The sequence below is a fragment of the Burkholderia sp. BCC1972 genome (assembly GCF_905339605.1).
Lineage (GTDB): Bacteria > Pseudomonadota > Gammaproteobacteria > Burkholderiales > Burkholderiaceae > Burkholderia.
This window is the reverse complement of record NZ_CAJPGH010000029.1, coordinates 84662-101194: the sequence shown is the minus strand read 5'-3', so window position 1 is coordinate 101194 and position 16533 is coordinate 84662. Positions and strand designations below refer to the sequence as shown.

Annotated in this window: 19 protein-coding genes and 2 pseudogenes; 6 read left to right on the top strand and 15 right to left on the bottom strand. The window is 62.8% G+C overall.

What is annotated here, in order from left to right; translation table 11 throughout:
- A pseudogene (locus U5798_RS31075) lies at window positions 1–128 on the bottom strand (RNA-guided endonuclease TnpB family protein); the annotation flags it as partial.
- 89 nt (window positions 129–217) lie between these two features.
- Here U5798_RS31075 and U5798_RS31070 point away from each other — a divergent pair.
- The 3 genes from U5798_RS31070 to U5798_RS31060 all read left to right on the top strand — a co-directional run bounded on the left by U5798_RS31070 (window position 218) and on the right by U5798_RS31060 (window position 2518).
- Complete coding sequence (locus U5798_RS31070) at window positions 218–1135, top strand: AraC family transcriptional regulator (protein WP_322084216.1); 918 nt, start codon at window positions 218–220, stop codon at window positions 1133–1135.
- A gap of 73 nt (window positions 1136–1208) precedes the next feature.
- The gene (locus tag U5798_RS31065) at window positions 1209–2066 is read left to right on the top strand and encodes an AraC family transcriptional regulator (protein WP_322084215.1); all 858 of its coding nucleotides are present in this window, start codon (window positions 1209–1211) and stop codon (window positions 2064–2066) included.
- Window positions 2067–2110: 44 nt separating this feature from the next.
- Window positions 2111–2518 (top strand): DUF2000 domain-containing protein, encoded by a 408-nt coding sequence (locus tag U5798_RS31060; RefSeq protein WP_124455173.1) that lies wholly within the window; start codon window positions 2111–2113, stop codon window positions 2516–2518.
- Window positions 2519–2558: 40 nt separating this feature from the next.
- On the opposite strand, the gene U5798_RS31055 is transcribed toward U5798_RS31060, so the two are convergent.
- Together U5798_RS31055 and U5798_RS31050 are read right to left on the bottom strand one after the other, a co-directional pair.
- On the bottom strand, window positions 2559–3008 hold the full coding sequence (locus U5798_RS31055) for a DNA-binding protein (RefSeq protein ID WP_322084214.1): 450 nt from the start codon (window positions 3006–3008) through the stop codon (window positions 2559–2561).
- Window positions 2977–3576 (bottom strand): nucleotidyltransferase domain-containing protein, encoded by a 600-nt coding sequence (locus U5798_RS31050; RefSeq protein WP_322084213.1) that lies wholly within the window; start codon window positions 3574–3576, stop codon window positions 2977–2979. The genes U5798_RS31055 and U5798_RS31050 overlap by 32 nt, the downstream gene beginning before the upstream one ends.
- Before the next feature lie 164 nt (window positions 3577–3740).
- On the opposite strand from U5798_RS31050, the pseudogene U5798_RS31045 reads away from it, so the two are divergent.
- Window positions 3741–3869, top strand: a pseudogene (locus tag U5798_RS31045) (DUF2000 family protein); the annotation flags it as partial.
- 113 nt (window positions 3870–3982) lie between these two features.
- Here U5798_RS31045 and U5798_RS31040 read toward each other — a convergent pair.
- From U5798_RS31040 to U5798_RS31030, 3 genes are read right to left on the bottom strand one after another with little or no spacing between them, the layout of a single operon-like run.
- Window positions 3983–4906 (bottom strand): DMT family transporter, encoded by a 924-nt coding sequence (locus U5798_RS31040; RefSeq protein ID WP_322084212.1) that lies wholly within the window; start codon window positions 4904–4906, stop codon window positions 3983–3985.
- Between the two features lie 13 nt (window positions 4907–4919).
- The gene (locus U5798_RS31035; RefSeq protein ID WP_322084211.1) at window positions 4920–5909 is read right to left on the bottom strand and encodes a 2OG-Fe(II) oxygenase; all 990 of its coding nucleotides are present in this window, start codon (window positions 5907–5909) and stop codon (window positions 4920–4922) included.
- Between the two features lie 29 nt (window positions 5910–5938).
- Window positions 5939–6919, bottom strand: coding sequence for a hypothetical protein (locus U5798_RS31030; protein WP_322084210.1), 981 nt, complete (start codon window positions 6917–6919; stop codon window positions 5939–5941).
- Between the two features lie 133 nt (window positions 6920–7052).
- Between U5798_RS31030 and U5798_RS31025 the strand changes: the two genes are divergently transcribed.
- Window positions 7053–7904: a LysR substrate-binding domain-containing protein gene (locus U5798_RS31025; RefSeq protein WP_124455178.1), complete on the top strand. Its 852-nt coding sequence runs from the start codon at window positions 7053–7055 to the stop codon at window positions 7902–7904.
- 87 nt (window positions 7905–7991) lie between these two features.
- Here U5798_RS31025 and U5798_RS31020 read toward each other — a convergent pair whose 3' ends face one another.
- The 5 genes from U5798_RS31020 to U5798_RS31000 form a co-directional block, all read right to left on the bottom strand.
- On the bottom strand, window positions 7992–8693 hold the full coding sequence (locus tag U5798_RS31020; protein ID WP_006484776.1) for an ABC transporter ATP-binding protein: 702 nt from the start codon (window positions 8691–8693) through the stop codon (window positions 7992–7994).
- Window positions 8693–9466 (bottom strand): high-affinity branched-chain amino acid ABC transporter ATP-binding protein LivG, encoded by a 774-nt coding sequence (gene livG / locus U5798_RS31015; RefSeq protein ID WP_059239370.1) that lies wholly within the window; start codon window positions 9464–9466, stop codon window positions 8693–8695. Before livG ends, U5798_RS31020 begins: the two co-directional genes overlap by 1 nt.
- The gene (locus tag U5798_RS31010) at window positions 9463–10734 is read right to left on the bottom strand and encodes a high-affinity branched-chain amino acid ABC transporter permease LivM (RefSeq protein ID WP_322084209.1); all 1272 of its coding nucleotides are present in this window, start codon (window positions 10732–10734) and stop codon (window positions 9463–9465) included. The genes livG and U5798_RS31010 overlap by 4 nt, the downstream gene beginning before the upstream one ends.
- Before the next feature lie 11 nt (window positions 10735–10745).
- Window positions 10746–11672 (bottom strand): high-affinity branched-chain amino acid ABC transporter permease LivH, encoded by a 927-nt coding sequence (gene livH, locus U5798_RS31005; protein WP_034186151.1) that lies wholly within the window; start codon window positions 11670–11672, stop codon window positions 10746–10748.
- 183 nt (window positions 11673–11855) lie between these two features.
- A complete protein-coding gene (locus U5798_RS31000) occupies window positions 11856–12974 on the bottom strand; it encodes a branched-chain amino acid ABC transporter substrate-binding protein (protein ID WP_322084208.1) in 1119 nt (372 codons plus the stop codon).
- Between the two features lie 784 nt (window positions 12975–13758).
- On the opposite strand from U5798_RS31000, the gene U5798_RS30995 reads away from it, so the two are divergent.
- The gene (locus U5798_RS30995) at window positions 13759–14409 is read left to right on the top strand and encodes a hypothetical protein (RefSeq protein ID WP_322084207.1); all 651 of its coding nucleotides are present in this window, start codon (window positions 13759–13761) and stop codon (window positions 14407–14409) included.
- A 261-nt stretch (window positions 14410–14670) separates the two neighbouring features.
- Here the strand turns inward: U5798_RS30995 and U5798_RS30990 are convergent, their stop codons facing one another.
- The 4 genes from U5798_RS30990 to U5798_RS30975 form a co-directional block, all read right to left on the bottom strand.
- Window positions 14671–14967, bottom strand: coding sequence for a hypothetical protein (locus U5798_RS30990; protein WP_322084206.1), 297 nt, complete (start codon window positions 14965–14967; stop codon window positions 14671–14673).
- A gap of 205 nt (window positions 14968–15172) precedes the next feature.
- Complete coding sequence (locus U5798_RS30985) at window positions 15173–15550, bottom strand: immunity 22 family protein (protein WP_322084205.1); 378 nt, start codon at window positions 15548–15550, stop codon at window positions 15173–15175.
- 94 nt (window positions 15551–15644) lie between these two features.
- A complete protein-coding gene (locus tag U5798_RS30980) occupies window positions 15645–16046 on the bottom strand; it encodes a barstar family protein (protein ID WP_322084218.1) in 402 nt (133 codons plus the stop codon).
- Window positions 16047–16086: 40 nt separating this feature from the next.
- Complete coding sequence (locus U5798_RS30975) at window positions 16087–16401, bottom strand: hypothetical protein (protein ID WP_322084204.1); 315 nt, start codon at window positions 16399–16401, stop codon at window positions 16087–16089.
- Between the last annotated feature and the right edge of the window lie 132 nt (window positions 16402–16533).

Genomic DNA, 16533 nt, shown 5'->3' with positions numbered 1-16533 from the left:
TTCTTGCCCCACTTGAGCGCGTGCTTCTGCGTGTCGTTGCAGAAGTTCCAGACGTAGTTCACCGCGCGGCTCTGCTTGTTGAGCAGTCCGTTGAGCGATTTCACCCGGTAGCGATAGACAAGAATCATGCCGGTGATCCTAACCCGTGGAAGAAGCTGCCTGTCAACAGCATGCCTTTCCTCCCCGTCCGGAAGGACGGGGTTTCTCGGAGCAACTGATGATCGACCCGCTGACCGAAGTCGTGACGCTGCTGCAACCGGGCGCGCGGTACTCGAAGTACGTGCGCGGCGCGAGCCCGTGGGCGATCAGCCGCACGGTCGCCGGCGAGCCGTTCTACTGCGCGATCCTCGACGGCGGGTGCCGGATCGCGATCGACGGGCATGCGCCGATCGAGCTGCTGTCCGGCGATTTCATGCTGATTCCGGCAGCCTACGGCGTCGCGATGTCGAGCCTCGAACCGCCGGCGCCGGGCGTCGAAACCGCGCCGCCGGTCGCGCTCGACCACGGCGAATTCCGGATCGGCGATCCCGCCAACCCGGTCGACACGCGCATGATGGCCGGCAACTGCAGCTTCGGTTCGCCCGACGCATCGCTGCTGGTGTCGCTGCTGCCCCGCTTCGTGCATGTGCGCGGCGAACCGCGGCTGACCACGCTCGTGCAACTGGTGCGCGACGAATCGCGCGCGCAGCGCCCTGCCCGCGAGATCGTGCTCGCGCGCCTGCTGGAAGTACTGCTGATCGAAGCGCTGCGCTTCACGTCCGGCACGCATGCGTCGCCCGGCCTCGTGCGGGGGCTCGCCGACAGCCGCCTCGCGGCCGCGATCCGCCGGATGCACGAACGCCCCGCCCATCCGTGGACCATCGTCGAACTCGCGAAGGAGGCCGCGCTGTCGCGTTCGACGTTCTTCGAGCGCTTCAGCCGCGCGGTCGGCGTCGCGCCGATGGAATACCTGCTCACATGGCGCATGGCGCTCGCGAAAGACCTGCTCCGCCGCAACGAAAGCCGCATCGCGGAGATCGCGGCGCGCGTCGGCTACAGTTCCGCGAGCACGTTCAGCGTCGCGTTCACGCGGCACGTCGGCCGGCCGCCCGCGCAATATGCGCGCGACGAACAGGCGGCGACGAACGACGCATGAGCCGCGCCCGCCACCGCCATTGCGCGACCTGCGTACACTACCCGTCACCCAACGACGACGCGCGAGGCATCCGATGACGACAGCGGCCAAGGCCTCCGCCACGACCGACCACTGGCTCGTCGCACGGCGCGATGCGGAAACCGGCATCGAAAGCCTGCACGCGCATTTCAACGGCCATGCCTACGACGCGCACGATCACGACGACATGCTCGTCGGTTTCACCGAACAGGGCGTGCAGCGCTTCCAGTGCCACCGGTCGCTGCATACCAGCGTGCCGGGCCGGGCGATCCTGATCGAGCCGGGCGCGATGCACGACGGCCATGCGCCAGAAGCCGGCGGCTTCACCTACGGCATGCTGTACCTGCCGCAAGCGTGGGTCGAGCGCGCGGCGCGCCGGCTGGACCTGCCGGGCCTCGGCGGCGTCGAAGCCACGTTCGGCCATACGCTCGTCGACGACCGCAGCCTCGTCGACGCGATCTGGAACGCATTCTTCGCGATCCACGACAACGAAGGCCGGCTCGCCCGCGACCAGACGCTCGACCGCCTGCTGACGCGGCTCGGCGGCGAACTGCGCGGCCCGCTCGCACTGGAAAGCAGCGTCGTGCCGCCCGCGATCGCGCGCGTGCGCGACCTGCTGCACGAACAGATGGACGGCAACCTCGGGCTCGACGAACTGGCCAGCGTCGCCGGCATCGACCGGTTCCGGCTGACGCGGATGTTCCAGCGCGCATTCGGCACGTCGCCGCATGCGTACCTGGTGCGCTTGCGGCTGCGCGCCGCGCGGCGGTTGCTGGCGGCCGGCCGCACGCCCGCGCAAGCGGCCGCGGACGTCGGCTTCGCCGACCAGAGCCATCTGGGCCGCTGGTTCCGCCGCGCGTACCGGATCACGCCGGCCGCATACCGGCAACTTTGCACAAACGTTCCAGACTGATCGCGCGCGGCATCCGATCATGGGCGCTCCAACCAGGAGCAAGCATGTTCGATACGAAAGTAGCGCTGATCGTGCGTGACGATCTCGCAGCGTGGCAGAAACTCAATGTCGTCGCGTTTCTCGCGACGGGTGTCGCGGCCGGTGCGCCCGAGGCGCTCGGCGAGCCTTACGAGGATGCGGCCGGCCGCCGCTACAGCCGGATGCTCGGCCAGCCGATGCTGGTGTTCGCGGCCGATTTGAACGGGTTGCAGGCCGCGCACCGGCAGGCGCTGTCGCGCGAATTGACGATCGTGCCCTACGTGCGCGCGATGTTCTCGACCGGGCACGACGCGGCCAACCGCGAAGCGTTTCGCGCCGAGGATGCGGCGAATCCCGATCTGGTCGGGCTGGCGTTGCACGGGCCGAAGAAGGCCGTCGACAAGGCGGTGAAGGGGCTGGCGTTGCATGCCTGACGCACCAACGTTTCGAGTCGGCACTTCGACACGGTAACGGCTACGGTGTGCCCAGCAACTCAGGATTGTTCCCCGCCAGCCATGCCTTTACATCGATCATGAGCGCGGCCGCGCTATCGAAACACTCGCGAACGGCTGACGACTGAACCACATCCCCGGAGTAATCGGACAGATTGCGCTGCTTGCGCAGCGCGTCGAGTACGATCATGCGCGCGACCGGCAAACCAATCGTCTGCGGAAGCGTCTGGATCGCCGTCTGGTGGTGCCCCGGCCGACTCGTCAATGTACGAAAGCCGTTCGCGTGCAATGCAAGCATGGCGAGTTGCATGATCGCCTTGTAGGCGGCATCGAAGCGGTTTTCATTGCTCAACCCTGCGAGTTGCGCATCGGCCAGATTCCGTTCCGCCGCGGCCAGCAGGCGCGCCGCTTGTCCGCCGTCCGGTTCGACCGCATCGAGACTAACGCCGAGCAAGTTCTGCAAGGTCATCATCGCTACCAATCAGGAATATCTTGGGTTTTCCAAGCACGTCTCGCAAAAATGCGTCCTGCCCGGCGACGCCATCTCGAAACTCGTCTGGCGCCAGTACCTTGGGATTGATGTCGCGCCCCAATGTTGTCTGTGCGTCGTAAAGCAGCCGGACCACCGTTGCAAAGCCAACTGAGCCGATCACCATCACATCGATGTCGCTGTCCGCCGTCTCCTGGCCACGCGCAACGGAACCGAATACGAACGCCACGCTGATTTGCTCCGTGCAGGGCAACAACGCTTCGGACAACACATCACCCAACCCCGACGTCTTTCGCATGATCGAAGCCAGTTCTTCGTAGATCGGACAACTTCGATTGGCGCGATAGCGCACCTGGTTACCTTGCCGATCCCTGCTCAGGATGCCGGCTTCGGCCAGCTTGCTCAGTTCCTTGTGAAGCGTACCGGGCGTCGTGCCGGTCAAACGAGCGATTTCACGGACGTGCAACGCCTGTTCGGGCCGCAGCAGGAGCAAGCCCAGCACGCGGCGCCGGTAGTCGCTAAACAGGGTCGAGGCAATGGATCGTAGCATAATTGGCTTCAATTGTAGCTGAATTAGCTACAATGCATAGTCCAAGTCGCCGATTTTGTACCGACGCCGACGAAAGATCCACATGTAGCATATTCGACTACAATCGAAGCTGATTCGACTACATTCTGGCTGCGACCAGCGCGCAACCCGGCGTCGAATCCAGGCACGACGCGGCCAACCGCGAAGCGTTTCGCGCCGAGGATGCGGCGAATCCCGATCTGGTCGGGCTGGCGTTGCACGGGCCGAAGAAGGCTGTCGACAAGGCGGTGAAGGGGCTGGCGTTGCATGCTTGAACATCGAAGCGTCGAAGCCGGCTCGGCGCTTCGGGTCAGCGATGCGTGAGGGTTCCTTCGCGAGTCGGGCTGTCTCGCGACGCTACGCCGGAAGCGCCCGTACGGCCAGACCGTCAGCGGCCGGCCGCCTCCATCTCCGCGCGCCGCGGCCGCGCGGGCCGCTCGACGTGCTTGCCGGCCAACCACACGCCGATCGCGACGACGACGATGCCGACGTAGGTCGTCACCTCGATCCGGTCGCCGAACATCCACGCGGCCCACATCAGCGTCACCGGCGGTTCGAGATAGACGAGGGTCGCCACGCGCGTCGCGGGCATGCGCTTGAGCAGCGCCCACAGCGACAGGTATGCGACGAAGGTCGAGAACAGCGTCAACCACACGACGGACACCCACACGTTCGGTTGCGTCGGCACATGCAGGTTGCCCGTGGCGATTCCGCACACGGCGAACAGCACGAGGCTCACGCAACCCTGCACGAACAGCGGCAGGAACAGCCCGTCCTCGTTGCTGCGCGCGGCCGTCAGCGCGCGCCGGCGCTGATAGATCGTCGCGATCGACAGCCCCAGTGCGGACACCAGCGGCAGCAGGTACATGACGATCCCGACCGACCCGGCCGGCAGCGCATACTGCCCGCCGATCACGATGCCCACGCCGACGAACCCGACGACCAGCCCGGCCCACTGGCGTGCCCCGCTGCGCTCGCTGCCTTCGAGCGACGTCATCGCGGCCGTGATGAGCGGCTGCAACGCCGCGACGATCGCCGCGATGCCCGGCGGCAGGCCGTGCTGGATCGCGATATACACGCAGGTCAGATAGAGAAACTGCGACAGGAAGCCGATCACCGCGTGATAGCGGATTTTCTCGAGCGTCAGCCGCCCGAGCTGGCGGTTGAGGACGATCGCCAGGCACAGCGTGACGAGCAGGAACCGCCAGAACAGCAGGTTGAATGCGCCGGCCGTTTCCGCGCCGAGCTTCGCGCCGATGAAACCGGAACTCCACGACAACACGAATACGAGCTGAAGCAGGAATAGCTGCATGGGGCGACGGCTCTCAGAAAGTGGCCGGGGACAGGCGCTGGTCGCCCAGGTCCTCGGGCCGGATCGGCTCGAGCCCGAGGCGGCGATACTGCAGCTCGGCGTCGTCCCGGAGCGCGCGCTGCAGCGCCAGCCAGTTGACGATCGTGCGTGGAATGCCGTCGTCCGACGCGAGATGCCAGAACCCGTTGTCGTCCTCGCGCGTGTACGGGCAATGAAACGACAGCACCAGCGACATGCGGCGCCCGGCCACGACCGGCTCGACACCATGAAACAGCTTGCTGCCGTAGATGAGCAGCGCGTCGCCCGCGTTGTCGAGATTCGCGGCCTTCACATGCCGGCGTTCCCTGTCGTGACGATCGAACGTCTCCGCGGTCGATTCGTAGAACAGAAAGTTGCCGCCCTCGTAGTCGGAACGATCCGACAGCACGACATTCAGCACGAAACTGGTGCCGTCGGTGTGCCACATGCCCAGCTGTTCCTTGCCGTCGGCGCGCGAGCCCGTCGGATAGTAGTAGTTGAACTGCGATCGCGCATTGACCATCGGATACGGAATCAGCGGCGCGCCGGCAAGACGCGACACCCGCATCAGGAATGCGCGGTCGTGCATCATGTCGTCGATGAAGCGCGAGCGGTTCGTCACCGCACGCACGCGCTTCGAGATGATCCAGTTGCTGCTCGACGCGCTGCGCTCGAGCGCGCGACCGATCTCGCGCAACGCACTCACCGCTTCGTCGGAGAACAGCCCGCGCAAATGGCACACCGCATTCAGCGAATCCGAGCGCGTGCCGCGCATCGGCACATCGCGGTAGCCGAGATCGTCGAGGTTGCGGCGATATCGCACCTGATAACCGTCGCGCAGGCATGCGCCGGTCCAGCGCATCGGTTCCTTCGACGCATCCATCGTGCCTTCGACGTTCACGCCGGCGGACAGCGACGTCTGCAACGCGAGCCTCACCCGATCGAACCCTCGCGCAAACACCGGCAATGCATTTCCTTTGTTCATCGCGCGCCTCGCTGTCGACGTTTCGGCATTCAGCTCTTGAACTGCGCAATCTGGTACACGACGCTGCCGTCGCCGCTGCGCAACTCGTCGATCACGCGGCAATTGCCGTGGCTCAGGCGCACGTGGCGGAATTGCTCCGGCGTGTATTTCAGGCAGACGTTGGTGATCAGATGCCCGTCGGCTCCCGCTTTCGACACCGGTTGCAGCGTGACCGCGACATGGAACTGGTCGCCGAGCAGATTGAGCCGCACGATCGACACATGGTGCTCGCCGAGCGGCTCGAAGCCCTGCTGCCGGCTGACGATCTCGGAGAACCGCACCATGTTCTCGTTCCGGTAGAAGTTGTAGATGGGCTCTTCGCGCCCCTCCACGAGCAGCTGCATCTCCGACACGATGTAGGTCGACCTGCCGCCGAGATTGCGGATGAGCCGGCCGATCGTCACGGGCAACTCGTTGCCTTCCTGGAACCCGAGCATCGTGATGAACGTCACGTCCTGGCCCAGGTCGATATGGTTCCATTGCACGTTCCGGTAATCGTCGGCGATGTAGTTGAAACAGCCGGGCGTTTTCAGGAACGGCATGATCGCGTGCCGCATCGCGTCTTCGGACGATTCGTTGATGTCGACGGCCGTGTAGCGCAGATGGTCCGGCCCGCTGCCGCTGACGCCCTTCATCAGCTCGGTCGTCTTGACCGGCTCGGGCCCGAGCTCGATGTAATGGACATCGCGACCGCGCGACAACGTGGCCAGCCGCTCGCTCAACGCGCCGATCGCTTCGCGCAACGAACCGTTGCCATCGCGATCCGCGCACAACGCCGGGCTCCGCACGCCCAGCTCGTTCAGGTTGCGCATCAGCGAGAAGACTTCGCGCCCCGCTTCCCTCCGCCGCGCATCATCGTCAGTGCGATTCAGCGTCGAATACTTCTCGTGATTCTCGACCGTCCATACCAACTCCGCCTTCAGCTTCCTGTCCCGCACCAATGCATCTACGACAAAATCATTGATCGACATGAATCGTTCCCCGGATGCGTGCAACGCCCGACCGGCTGCCTGCCGTTGTCTGCCTGTTGACCCGAGAATATGGGATGCTCAATAATTCCGTCAATCGACATTACCTGAATCACTGATTCGGAAAAACCAAATCATGCCGCGCACCCTTGACGTCGACCTGCTGCGAACCTTCCACGCCGTCGCGAAGCTCGGCCGCTTCAAGGATGCGGCCGTTCATGTGAACCGCAGCCCGTCGTCGGTCACCGCGCAGATCCAGAAGCTCGAGGAGATGGTCGCGCAGCGCCTGTTTACGCGAAACAACCAGGCCGTCGAACTCACGCAGTACGGCCACAAGCTGCTGAGCGACACCACCGAGTTCCTGCTGAGCCACGACCGGCTCGTCGAATCGCTGTCGCCGCAGATGCTGACCGGCAAGCTGCGCCTCGGCATTCCCGATTCCTACGCGGCGCACTTCATGGCGGAATTCCTGCCGCGCTTCGCCGCCGATCGCCCGTTGCTCGAACTGACCGTCGAAGCGCGTTCCAGCGAGGAATTGCAGCTGCTGTTCTCGCGCGGCCAGCTCGACATCACGATCGCCGTCGTGCCGAAGGCGCCGCCGCACGCCGAATTGCTCAGCAAGACCCATCCGGTGTGGGTCGCCGCGCGCACGTTCAAGTTCAATCCCGACGCGCCGTTGCCGATCGCGGTGCAACTGCAGGGCTGCCCGTACCGCGACACCGCGCTGAACGCGCTGAAGAAGGCGAAGATCGCGCACCGGATGCTGCTCGAAAGCGCCAGTTCGCCGGCGGTCGAGGCCTGCATCGCGAACGGTCTCGCGGTCGGCCTGATCGAGCACGACCGCGTGTCGGGCAACCTGACGAGTCACGTCGCCGGCATCGTGCTGCCCGATCTCCCGCCGCACCTGATCACGATCCTGACGGACGACAGCAACCGCGCCGCGCTGCATCTGCGCGACGTTCTGAAAAGCACGTTCAGGATCGGCTAGGGAAGACAAGGCCGCGAACCGGCCTTGCATGCGGAAACATCGAAAGCAGAACGCCGCCGGCCCGTTGCAGGCCGGCGGCTGTCGGCATCAACCGCCGAGGTAGGCCTGCTTGATGCGATCGTTCGCGAGCAGGTTCGCGCCCGTGTCGGCGAGCACCACGCGCCCCGTTTCGAGCACGTAGCCGCGATCGGCCACGCCGAGCGCCTTGTTCGCGTTCTGCTCGACGAGGAACACCGTGACGCCTTCGTCGCGGATCGTGCGGATGATGTCGAAGATCTGCGCGATCACGAGCGGCGCGAGGCCGAGCGTCGGCTCGTCGAGCAGCAGCAGGCGCGGCTTGCTCATCAGCGCGCGGCCGATTGCCAGCATCTGCTGCTCGCCGCCCGACATCGTGCCGGCCCGCTGCGCCGCGCGTTCCTTCAGGCGCGGAAACAGCTTGAACACGTGCTCGATGCCGTCGTCGATCTCGTGACGGCTCGCAAAGAAGCCGCCCATCTTCAGGTTTTCGAGCACCGTCAGGCTCGGGAACACGCGCCGCCCTTCCGGCGAAATCGCCATCCCCTGCCGCATGATCTGGTGCGTCGACATCGCGGTGATGTCGTTGCCCTCGAACAGCACGCGGCCCGACGAGGCGCGCGGCGTGCCGCACACGGTCATCATCAGCGTCGTCTTGCCGGCACCGTTGCTGCCGATCAGCGTGACGATCTCGCCCTTGTTCACCTCGATCGACACGCCCGCGAGCGCCTCGACCGCGCCGTAGTGCGTATGGACCTGTTCCAGCTTCAGCATCACTCTTCCCCCAGATACGCCTTGATCACGCGCGGGTCGTTGCGGACCGCTTCCGGCGTGCCGATCACGATCGGCCGGCCGTGCTCCATCACGAGGATGCGGTCGGACACGCCCATCACGAGGCTCATGTCGTGTTCGATCAGCAGCACCGACACGCCGAATTCACGGCGCAGCTTGTCGATCAGGTGCTGCAGCTCGATCTTTTCCTGCGGGTTGAGGCCGGCCGCCGGCTCGTCGAGCATCAGCAGGCGCGGCTCGGTGATCATGCAGCGCGCGATCTCCAGACGCCGCTGGTGCCCGTACGACAGCGTACCGGCCTGGCGGTTGGCGACCGACGTCAGCCCCATCCGGTCGAGCCACACGGCCGCGCGTTCGAGCGCTTCCTTCTCCGCGTGACGATACGCGGGCGTCGCGAACAGCCCGTGCAGCAGCCCCGCCTTCACCTTGCGGTGCTGCGCGACGAGCAGGTTCTCGACGACGGTCAGCGACTTGAACAGGCGGATGTTCTGGAACGTCCGCACGAGCCCCTTCAACGCGATCTTGTGGCTCGGCAGCCCGCCGATCGCGTGGCCGTCGAGCACGACGTCGCCGCCGGTCGGCTTGTAGAAGCCGCCGACGCAGTTGAACACCGTGGTCTTGCCCGCACCGTTCGGCCCGATGATCGCGAACACCTCGTCGCGGCGCACGTCGAAATCGATGCCGTCCACCGCGAGCAACCCGCCGAAGCGCATCTGCAGCCCGGCGACCTTCAACAGTTCTGCATTCGCGCTCATTGCGGCAGCTCCACGTGGGGACGGCTCGCGGGCAACAGGCCCTGCGGACGCCACATCATCATCAACACCATCACCAGACCGAAGATCAGCATCCGGTACTCGGCGAACCCGCGCGCGACTTCCGGCAGCACGGTCAGCAGGATCGCCGCGAGGATCACGCCGAGCTGCGAGCCCATCCCGCCGAGCACGACGATCGCGAGGATCAGCGCCGATTCGATGAAGGTGAACGATTCGGGATTCACGAGGCCCTGGCGCGCCGCGAAGAACGCGCCGCCGATACCCGCGAACGCCGCGCCGAGCGTGAACGCCGACAGCTTGATGCGCGTCGGGTTCAGGCCGAGCGACCGGCACGCGATTTCGTCGTCGCGCAGCGCTTCCCATGCGCGGCCCATCGGCATGCGGATCAGGCGGCTCGTCACGAACAGCGTGAAGCCGACCAGCACCAGCGCGATCAGGTACAGGAAGATCACCATGTGCTCGCCGCTGTATTCCAGCCCGATCAGTTCATGGAAGGTCTTTGCGCCTTCGACGCTCGCCGAGCGCGCCATCTCGAAGCCGAACACCGTCGGCTTCGGAATGCTCGAGATGCCGTCCGGCCCGCCGGTCAGGCTCGTCAGGTTGTTCGCGAGCAGGCGGATGATTTCGCCGAAGCCGAGCGTGACGATCGCGAGATAGTCGCCGCGCAGGCGCAGCACCGGGAAGCCGAGCAGGAAGCCGAACGTCGCCGCGGCGATCGCCGCGATCGGCAGGCACTCCCAGAACGACAGCCCGAAATACTGGTTCAGCATCGCGTACGTATAGCCGCCGACCGCATAGAACCCGACATAGCCGAGATCCAGCAGGCCCGCGAAACCGACCACGATGTTCAGCCCGAGGCCGAGGATCACGTAGATCAGCGCGAGCGTCGCGACGTCCACCGCCCCGCGCGAACCGAAGAACGGCCACACGAGCCCGACCGCGAGCAGCACCCAGATGATCACGCGCTGCTGCTGCGCGCCCATCGCGGGCACCGCCGGCAGCTTCACGGCCGCTTTCGCGCGCACGAGCCACGGCTTGAACAGCTGGAACAGGAACACGGCCGCGACCGCGATCCACACCGGCCGCCAGTGCGGCGTCAGCACGACCTGATAGCCGTCGAGCTTCAACTGCAGGCCGAGCACCGGAATCGTGAGGATCGCCGTCAGGAACGCGGCGGCCACGGCATTCTTCAGCGCCTGGCCGATCGAAGCGTCGGCGGCCGGGCGGCGAATGGAAATGACTTGACTCATCTGCGTCTCCCTTAGACCTTTTCGATGTCCGACTTGCCGAGCAGGCCGGTCGGGCGGAAGAGCAGGATCAGCACGAGCAGGCCGAACGCGACGACGTCCTTGTACTCGGCCGGCATGTAGCCTGCGGCGAAGGTTTCGGCGAGGCCCAGCAGCACGCCGCCGAGCATCGCGCCCGGGATGCTGCCGATCCCGCCGAGCACCGCGGCGGTAAACGCCTTGATGCCCGCGACGAAGCCGATGTACGGATTCAGCTTGCCGATCGTCAGCCCGATCAGCACGCCGCCGACGGCCGCCAGCATCGCGCCGAGCACGAACGTGAACGAGATCACGCGGTTCGTGTCGATGCCGAGCAGGTTCGCCATCTTCATGTCCTCGGCGCATGCGCGGCACGCACGGCCCATCCGCGAATGCGAGATGAACAGCGTGAGCGCGATCATCAGCACGAGCGTCACGCAGACGATCATCAGGCGCGAATACGGGACGGTCACGTCGAAATCGCCGCCGAGATGGATGTCGAACGCGCCGGAGATCAGCACCGGCACGGACACGTCGCGCGCGCCCTGGCCGATCTGCACGTAGTTCTGCAGGAAGATCGACATGCCGATCGCGGAGATCAGCGGCACGAGGCGCGGGCCGCCGCGCAGCGGGCGATACGCGACGCGCTCGACCGCGAAGCCGTACAGGCCGGTGACGATCACCGACACGATCAGCGCGGCGCCGAGCACGAGCGGCAGCGGATAGCCGGCGGAGATGCCGATTGCCGTGAGGGTCACGAGGCCCACGTAGGCGCCGATCATGTAGATCTCGCCGTGGGCGAAGTTGATCATGCCGATGATGCCGTAGACCATCGAATAGCCGATGGCGATCAACGCATAGATCGCACCCAGCGTCAGGCCGTTGACCAGCTGCTGGGCGAATTGAGGAAAGAAGTCAGTCATGTGCGGGAAGCTCCCGTTGGCGCTGGGTCGCATGCCGTCGCCGGATCACGGCGTTCGGCCGCGCGCAACGCACGGTGTCGTCTCGGGCCGCCCGTTGGCCGCGCACCGGGCCGATGTGCAGCCAATACGCACCCGCCCCGTCCGGGTCTCGGACAGGGCGGGTGCACGGGCGGGTACTCCGTATTACTTGGCGGCGGTCTTCGTCGCGTCCTTGTGCCACGTGTAGACGACGAACTTGAACGCCTTCAGATCGCCCTGTGCGTCATACGCGACCTTGCCGATCGGCGTGTCGAACGTCGTCTTGTGGATGTACGCGGCGACCTTCGTCGGGTCGGTCGTCTTCGCGCCCGCGATCGCGTCGGCGATGATCTTCACCGCTGCGTACGACGGCATCTGGAACGGGCCGTTCGCGTCGCGCTTCTTGTCCGCGAACGCCTTCACGAGCGCTGCGTTGGCCGGATCGGCCGAGAAGTCGGCCGGCAGCGTGACGAGCATGCCTTCCGAAGCCGGGCCGGCGATCGCCGTCACGTCCTTGTTGCCCACACCTTCAGGGCCCATGAACGTCGCCTTCACGCCCTGCTCGCGCGCCTGGCGCATCAGCAGGCCCATTTCCGGGTGGTAGCCGCCGAAGTAGACGAAATCGACGCCTTGCGACTTCAGCTTCGTGATGATCGCCGAGTAGTCCGAATCGCCGGCGTTGATGCCTTCGAACAGGACGACCGGGATCTTCGCGGCTTCGAGGTCCTTCTTCACCGACGACGCGATGCCCTGGCCGTACGACTGCTTGTCGTGCAGGACGGCGACCTTCTTCGGCTTCACGTTGTTGATGATGTAGTGCGCGGCGGCCGGGCCTTGCTGGTCGTCACGGCCGATCGTGCGGAAGATGAAGTGACGCTTCTTGCCTTCCGTCAGCTGCGGCGCGGTGGCCGACGGCGTGACCATCACGATGCCTTCGTTCTCGTAGATGTCCGACGCGGGAATCGTCGAACCCGAGCACACGTGGCCGATCACGTACTTGATCTTCTGGCTGACGATCTTGTTGGCGACGGCGACGGCCTGCTTCGGCTCGCACGCGTCGTCCATCAGCACGACTTCGAACTTGTTGCCGCCCGCACCGCCTGCCGCGTTGATCTGTTCGATCGCGGTCAGCGCGCCGGCCTTCACCATGTCGCCGTATTGGGCGACCGAGCCGCTCATCGGACCAGCGATGGCGATCTTCACGGTTTCCGCTTGCGCGGCGGCGGCGCCGGCGGCGAACAGCACGGCGGCGACGGAAATGGACGTAAGACGGGACAGCGTCATCTGGGAGCTCCTCGATGTTGTTTAGTCATACGGGCAAAGGCGGCATGACTTGCGCAATCGAACAGCACCCGGGGCGAGGACATGGGACACGCCCGAGACACATAGAAGACGGAACTCCAGCGGAATGTTGCGTAGCGGGGCCCGGCTCTTGCAGTCCCCGAAGGGGACGTCTGGTTCGGAAAGACATCGTGATGCGTCTTGCATTGCGCAAGCGTTTCGCCTGCCCCGCTTGCCAAAACGCTCGTTCGGAGGGATGGTCCGACAGCCATTGGCAAGGCAGTCGAAATTATATGAGCGTTTTTCAATCGTCTGTCAAAAATGCCGGTCAACCAAGGGAAAACACGTACGTTTTTGAGATGGGTGGGTGGCGATGGGGGTGCAACCTTTGGGAGGCGGGAGCGTTTGCATCGAGTGCAATCGGGTTGCTATTTGGCGGGGTGATCGGGTTGGGTGCCTTGCTGTGTATGGGATTCGGTGATCGGTCATTCTGCAGGGCGTACTTCTGGGCGACAGAGGGTCGGGTCGTTGAAAATCAATCGACTGATGATTGTGCGGGCAGGCACCAACACGGGGCACTCGTATCACGCGGTAAATCTTTCTTCTTTCCGACTGATCCGGACATGATGAAAGCTGATTGATATTTCCATGAAATAATATGAACTCGCTTCTGCAATCCAGCCAGCCTCCCTGCGAGTCGCGCCCGCCGCGCCTCGCAGTCGCGTCAGGGCCGCTTCGACGCCCCTCCGTCGCCCAGCCGCCAGCCAGTGATCTGCCGTTTTGTTCAATGCACATCACCTGCTTCGGATCGCCAATGAATCACCCCGTCCGCCTCTCTTCCGCCGCCGCGATTGCGTGCGCGCTTTCTGTTTCTACGGTCCATGCTTCAGGTCGCGATACGCTGACCGATCGGTCGGCCAGCGCCAATGTGTTTCGTTCGGAGCGGCATGCTGCTGCCCGCGATGACGGCCATGCGGCACGCATGAGCCGCCGACGCGTGCAGTACGCCGCGCCCGTCGAGCGCAGTCCGTTCGATACGCCGGACAAGCGGCCGTTGCGTGCGACCAGCGATGCGTTGGTGGCATCGCCGCCTTCGTCTGTGCATGAACCCGAGTTTGCATTGCCTCCGAACCGCGTCGCGCTCGGCGCGGGTGGGAGCGATAGTTTGGGTCGTACTGTGCCCGGGTATGAGCAGCGCGAACAGAACTGGAATGAATACCTGCGTGCCAACGGCTCGCGGCCTGCGGGTAGTGGTGGATCGTATGCGCCGCAGCGGCCGTACGATGCGCCGCGTGGTCCGCATGGGGCCCCGAACCCGTTCGATCCTTCGGTGCCACAGCCAGAGACGCGGACGTTCTACGACAACGGATCGGGGACGAAATGCACGGCTACAGGTGGTGCGGGGACGTCGCGGTCGTCTTGCGATATTGACTGGTGATGCAGGGTTTTGGGTGGCTGCCGCTTACAGCTGCTATTCCCTTGTCCGGCGCGCTGCGCGACGTCGCGCAGCGCGGCCGCATCCCGCAGCGTTGCCTATTACATCTGCGTAATGATCAGCCTGCCTGGCTCAATATCAATCCAAACGTGGCAATTTGAAACGGTTTGGCCCTGATTGTGCGTCACGCATAGCCGCCGTTTGCGTAGCGATAAGCCTGCCTCCCCCTCCATCGCGAGACCAACGGAACCGTTGCCGTCATCGTTAAGACGGCATGCGCATTAGACATTCGCGCAGACGTTTAACCAACTCCGGGTTGCTGGCACAATCGATGGGACGAATATTGTCGAGTGCCGGAACATTCGAATTTATCCACTTTCTGGCAGAATTTGGGCCAGCGACCCAGTAAATCGTATAGGCAAGATCGAACTGATCATTTAGATCCTTGGCAAGACCATGAACCTCCGGAAAATCCCTATATTTCGCAAAGAGATCAGAGAAATTTTCCCAAATATCGTCACCAGAATAATACTTCTCGAGCCGAATCAACTTAGACTCCATCAAAAAATTAGTCCAACATCGTCTGGGATACATGCCAGCGGAACAATAAAACCATCATTTCCATTCTATTTCCCTGTTTGTAAGTGGAAAAAGACAATCATATAGCTCACCGAGTTCGATCCGTTTTATCCACTATGCTGACGTCGAGAGTCTCGCCAGCGGTAAGCTTACTTCGACCCCTCCGTTTTGAACTACACCACCAAGCCTACTTCTGAAAATCAAACGTCCCGACGAAGCGCATGCGGGAGGCAGGACGGGCGCTCTCTGCGTCCTCGTACTCGAAGTTATAAAGTAGGATCAAACCATTATCATCAACCCTGCGCATAGCTTCGAGCTCGGGAATCGGCACGTCAGCAAAACTATCGATCCAAGAAAATCCTACAAGATTCTTTCGGAGGCTTAGATCCGGTTGCAGCATGCCCGCTTCACGGAAGTCATCGTCAATCCAATCAATTCCAGTATCGTCTCGCAACTGATTGGAAGAGTCACCGTTCTCGTCGTAGACGTTCTCGATGTAGTCCGTAAGATCATCGTCGTCAGCGAACTTCCCGACCCAGACTGATACTTTGTTAGCTTTTTCCATTCTTCCTTACTCCGTCGGCGGCCGAAGACCCACGGGCAGGTCGTCGACGCCATTAGCAATCCGACAATTTCCTCAGCGCCGCAAATGCCGTAGGTTAGTTTTTAATTTTAAAAACCAACAAAATCTTCGCCCTAGATACCGCCACATTCGAATCAGCCAACAAAACGCACAAGTCTTCGAATATATCTGTCGCGATAACATAAGCATCTGGTTCCGCCGCGGCCATTCGATCCGAATCAGGCCAGAATATTACAATTCGCTCGTTATCAACCGCATCGAAACCAGACCAAAGTGAGTCAGCCAATGCGTCCCAGCTTCGATTACTCTGCAACGGTGGATCTAGTGGACAGTTGTCACGAATCGCATCGAAAAACTGATTTTTAGATGCTATTTTTTCGGGTAAAACAATTACCAACCAACCACTGCGACGGCATTCTTCCACAATGCCCCTCGCTTCGATCGCGTCTATCACGCAAATTCCAAGTTTATCGAGCATCACGAATCACTCAAAAGTTCTCAACAAAATTACACCAACACTAGTCCCCAGGGTTTCCCCAAACCTTAACCTTCTCCACCGCCCTCTCAATGTCGTCCGTATCATCATCACCCAGCGAGGAGCCGAACTTCTCCGATATCATTTTCCTCAATTTCGCAAGCCTTTGGGTTACTTTATTTTCATCAATAAATCTCGTTGTTTCCGCACAATATTCCAAATTCCTATCATCGAATTCCCTACCAGGTTCGTGATAATATGTTCCAATATTTCTTAAAGAAATTAGCAAATACTCAAACTCACAAAGAATCGAGAGGGATTCACTTCCTGACAATTCAATTTTTTCGTTGCTTTCCAATATAGCCACCTCCGCTGAACGATCTCTGGATTTTTGAGGGAGATAACTGCCACTGAACTTCCGGATCCGCCGGCCGAATGCGTCGCACTCGAAATGCGTTGGTACGACCTCGATCGAACTACGATTTGACTA

Bases quoted from the DNA above. Each gene is read 5' to 3' on its own strand.
- U5798_RS31070 (WP_322084216.1), top strand. From the start codon at position 218: ATGATCGACCCGCTGACCGAAGTCGTGACGCTGCTGCAACCGGGCGCG.
- U5798_RS31065 (WP_322084215.1), top strand. From the start codon at position 1,209: ATGACGACAGCGGCCAAGGCCTCCGCCACGACCGACCACTGGCTCGTC.
- U5798_RS31060 (WP_124455173.1), top strand. From the start codon at position 2,111: ATGTTCGATACGAAAGTAGCGCTGATCGTGCGTGACGATCTCGCAGCG.
- U5798_RS31055 (WP_322084214.1), bottom strand. From the start codon at position 3,008: ATGATGACCTTGCAGAACTTGCTCGGCGTTAGTCTCGATGCGGTCGAA.
- U5798_RS31050 (WP_322084213.1), bottom strand. From the start codon at position 3,576: ATGCTACGATCCATTGCCTCGACCCTGTTTAGCGACTACCGGCGCCGC.
- U5798_RS31040 (WP_322084212.1), bottom strand. From the start codon at position 4,906: ATGCAGCTATTCCTGCTTCAGCTCGTATTCGTGTTGTCGTGGAGTTCC.
- U5798_RS31035 (WP_322084211.1), bottom strand. From the start codon at position 5,909: ATGAACAAAGGAAATGCATTGCCGGTGTTTGCGCGAGGGTTCGATCGG.
- U5798_RS31030 (WP_322084210.1), bottom strand. From the start codon at position 6,919: ATGTCGATCAATGATTTTGTCGTAGATGCATTGGTGCGGGACAGGAAG.
- U5798_RS31025 (WP_124455178.1), top strand. From the start codon at position 7,053: ATGCCGCGCACCCTTGACGTCGACCTGCTGCGAACCTTCCACGCCGTC.
- U5798_RS31020 (WP_006484776.1), bottom strand. From the start codon at position 8,693: ATGCTGAAGCTGGAACAGGTCCATACGCACTACGGCGCGGTCGAGGCG.
- livG (WP_059239370.1), bottom strand. From the start codon at position 9,466: ATGAGCGCGAATGCAGAACTGTTGAAGGTCGCCGGGCTGCAGATGCGC.
- U5798_RS31010 (WP_322084209.1), bottom strand. From the start codon at position 10,734: ATGAGTCAAGTCATTTCCATTCGCCGCCCGGCCGCCGACGCTTCGATC.
- livH (WP_034186151.1), bottom strand. From the start codon at position 11,672: ATGACTGACTTCTTTCCTCAATTCGCCCAGCAGCTGGTCAACGGCCTG.
- U5798_RS31000 (WP_322084208.1), bottom strand. From the start codon at position 12,974: ATGACGCTGTCCCGTCTTACGTCCATTTCCGTCGCCGCCGTGCTGTTC.
- U5798_RS30995 (WP_322084207.1), top strand. From the start codon at position 13,759: ATGCACATCACCTGCTTCGGATCGCCAATGAATCACCCCGTCCGCCTC.
- U5798_RS30990 (WP_322084206.1), bottom strand. From the start codon at position 14,967: ATGGAGTCTAAGTTGATTCGGCTCGAGAAGTATTATTCTGGTGACGAT.
- U5798_RS30985 (WP_322084205.1), bottom strand. From the start codon at position 15,550: ATGGAAAAAGCTAACAAAGTATCAGTCTGGGTCGGGAAGTTCGCTGAC.
- U5798_RS30980 (WP_322084218.1), bottom strand. From the start codon at position 16,046: ATGCTCGATAAACTTGGAATTTGCGTGATAGACGCGATCGAAGCGAGG.